Origin of the sequence: Myxococcus sp. CA051A, assembly GCF_013336705.1 — a bacterium.
Lineage (GTDB): Bacteria > Myxococcota > Myxococcia > Myxococcales > Myxococcaceae > Myxococcus > Myxococcus llanfairpwllgwyngyllgogerychwyrndrobwllllantysiliogogogochensis.
This window is the reverse complement of sequence record NZ_JABUMS010000051.1, coordinates 1-3313: the sequence shown is the minus strand read 5'-3', so window position 1 is coordinate 3313 and position 3313 is coordinate 1. Positions and strand designations below refer to the sequence as shown.

Sequence of the window (3313 nt, the reverse complement as noted above, 5' to 3'; positions counted from 1 at the left end):
TCCTCGTCGGCTCTCCCATCGCCAACCGCACCCGTCCTCAGCTCGAATCCCTCATCGGATTCTTCGTCAACACTCTCCCTCTCCCCGCTCGCCTCTCCGGCAACCCTTCCTTCCTCGACGTCCTCCTCCGCACTCGCGACTCCTGCCTTGGTGCCTACTCCCACCAGGAGCTTCCCTTCGAGAAGCTCGTCGAGGAACTCCACGTCCAGCGCTCCCTGAGCCATGGCCCTCTCGTCCAGGTCATGTTCGCTCTCCAGAACGCGCCCGGTGCACCGCCGTCCTTCCCGGGGCTCAGCGTCGAACACGTCGAACTCCATCCCCACACTTCCAAGTTCGACCTCACGCTCTCTTTGGAGGAGTCGCCGGATGGCCTTCACGGCGTTTTCGAGTTCGCCACCGCGCTCTTCGCGCCAGCCACCGTCGCGCGCATGGCGGACCACCTTCGCAGGCTGATGGAGCAGGTCGTCCGGACTCCGCACGTCTCCATCCACTCACTGGACCTGCTCTCCGCCGACGAGCGTCGCCAGTGGCTCGTCGAATGGAACGACACCGGCCGGCCGTATCCGGCCCACTCGTCCATCGTCGAATGCTTCGCCACCCAGGCCGCGCTGCGTCCCGACACCATCGCCGTGCAGTACGGCTCCGACTCGCTCTCGTACGGCGAGCTGGATGCTCGCTCGAACCAGCTCGCTCGCATCCTTCGTGCTCACGGAATTGGCAGGGCGCGTCCTCAGGTCGGGGTCTGCCTGCCTCGCTCTCCCGAGCTGATTGTCACGCTGCTCGCCATCCTCAAGGCGGGCGGCGCCTACGTCCCGCTCGACCCGGATTACCCCTCCGAGCGTCTCGACTTCATGGCTCGCGACGCACAAGTCGTCGCCGTCATCACTCACGAGTCGCTCAGAGAGAGCGTGCCTTCGGGTGATTGGCGACTCCTGAGTCTTGACCTGCTTCGCGAAGCGCTGAGTGCGAACGGCAAGGCGCCGTTGGAGTGCGACCTCGGTCCAGATGACCTGGCGCACATCCTCTACACCTCGGGTTCGACGGGTAGACCCAAGGGTGTCTGCATCCCCCACCGAGGCGTCCTCCGCCTCGTCCTCAACTCCAATGACGTTCAACTCGGGCCCGACGACCGCGTCGCCCAGGCCGCCACCGTCGCCTTCGACGCCTCCACCTTCGAAATCTGGGGCGCCCTCCTCAATGGCGCCGCCCTTGTCATCCTTGAGAAGGATGACGTCATCGACCCGGCTGTCCTCGCCCGTCGTCTCCGCGACGAGCGCATCTCCGCCCTCGTCCTCACCACTTCTCTCTTCAACCTCGTCTCCCGCTCCGAGCCTTCCGCCTTCTCTCGCCTCCGCTTCGTCCTCATCGGCGGTGAGAACGCGGACCCCTCCTGCATCAACCGCGTCCTCTCCTCCGGGCCTCCTCAGCGACTGGTCAACGGCTACGGCCCCACCGAAAACACCACCGCCAGCACCTGGCACCCCACCCTCTGCCACCAGGAACTCTCCGTCCCCATCGGCAGGCCCATCGCCAACAGCACCGCCTATGTGCTCGACGTGCATTTGCAGCCCGTGCCCATGGGCGTCACTGGGGAACTCTTCGTCGGTGGCGATGGCCTCGCCTGGGGCTACTGGAACAAGCCCGACCTCACCGCCGAGCGCTTCATTCCCCATCCCTTCAGCTCGGCTCCCGGCGCTCGCCTCTACCGCACCGGTGACCTCGTCCGGCTTCGCACTGACGGTGCTCTCGACTTCATCGGCCGCCGCGACAACCAGGTGAAGCTGCGTGGCTTCCGCATCGAGCTGGGTGAAGTCGAGTCCGCCATCCGGGCTCACCCCGACGTGCGCGACGCCGTCGTACTCGTGCGGGAGGACTCGCCGGGTGACAAGCGACTGGTCGCCTACGTCGCGACGGAGCTCGCCGGCTCCGTATTGCGCGAGCACCTGGGGAAACAACTTCCCAGCCACATGGTTCCCTCGACGGTCATCGTCCTCGCCGCGCTGCCCCTCACGCCCAACGGGAAGATCGACCACCGCGCACTCCCCGCGCCCGAGGCGAATCGCGTCGACGGTGAGGCGTTCGTCGCTCCACGCACGGAGCTGGAGTCGCAGCTCGCAGTCATCTGGGCAGTGGTGCTTCAGCTCGACAAGGTCAGCGTCACCGCGACCTTCTTCGACCTCGGTGGGCATTCATTGCTCGCCACGCAGATCATCTCGCGGAGCCAGGAACGTCTCGGTGTTCCGCTGGCCGTGCGGATGCTCTTCGAAGCACCGACCATCGAGTCCTTCGCACAGGCCGTGGATCAGCGCCTCCAATCAGCGCAGACGGTTCAGAACACCTCGCTCATTTCGACGGTGAGCAGGGATGCACCGCTGCCGCTCTCCTTCGCGCAGGAGCGCCTCTGGTTCCTCAACCAGTTCCATGAGCAGCAGGCCGTCTACAACATGCCCTTCGCGCTTCGTCTGGAGGGTGCTCTCGACGTCTCAGCACTCCACGACAGCCTCCGCGCGCTCGTCCTTCGTCACGAGGCTCTCCGCACTCGCTTCCCGGGCGACGGCGAGCCTTCCCAACGCATCTCCGATGCTCCCGACTTCGACTGGGGACTCATCGACCTCTCGGCCGCTCCCAGCCCCGACGACGAAGCCCTTCGCCTCCTCCAGCTCGATGCCGAGGCTCCCTTCAACCTCGCCCTCGGTCCTCTCTTCCGTGCGCGTCTCTTCCTCCTCGCGCCTCAGCGGCATCTGCTGCTGCTCAACCTCCACCACATCATCTCCGACGGCTGGTCCTTCGGCGTCCTCTACCAGGAGCTCTCCGCCGAGTACCTCGCTCGCCTTCAGGGCGTGGCCTCACCCCTTCCCCCTCTCTCCATCCAGTACGCCGACTTCTCCTCCTGGCAGCGTCATTGGCTCTCTGGCGACACCCTCTCCTCCCAGCTCTCCTTCTGGACTCGCCTCCTCGACGGCGTCCCTCACGTCCTCTCTCTTCCCACTGACTTTCCTCGTCCCTCTCTTCAATCCTTCGAGGGCTCCACTCACCGCTTCTCCCTTCCCCTCCACCTTCGCGACTCCCTCGACTCCCTCTCCCGTCTCCACGGTGCCACCCTCTTCATGGCACTGCTCTCCTCCTTCCAGCTCCTCCTCTCCCGCTACTCCGGCCAGCTCGACTTCCTCGTCGGCTCTCCCATCGCCAACCGCACCCGTCCTCAGCTCGAATCCCTCATCGGATTCTTCGTCAACACTCTCCCTCTCCCCGCTCGCCTCTCCGGCAACCCTTCCTTCCTCGACGTCCTCCTTCGCACTCGCGACTCCTGCCT

At 65.5% G+C, this 3313-nt stretch carries 1 protein-coding gene; it reads left to right on the top strand.

Features of this window, described 5'->3' with window-relative positions; genetic code table 11:
• Positions 1 to 17: 17 nt before the first annotated feature.
• On the top strand, positions 18 to 3313 hold a 3296-nt coding region (locus HUA74_RS44835), incomplete at its 3' end, for an amino acid adenylation domain-containing protein (RefSeq protein WP_371817412.1).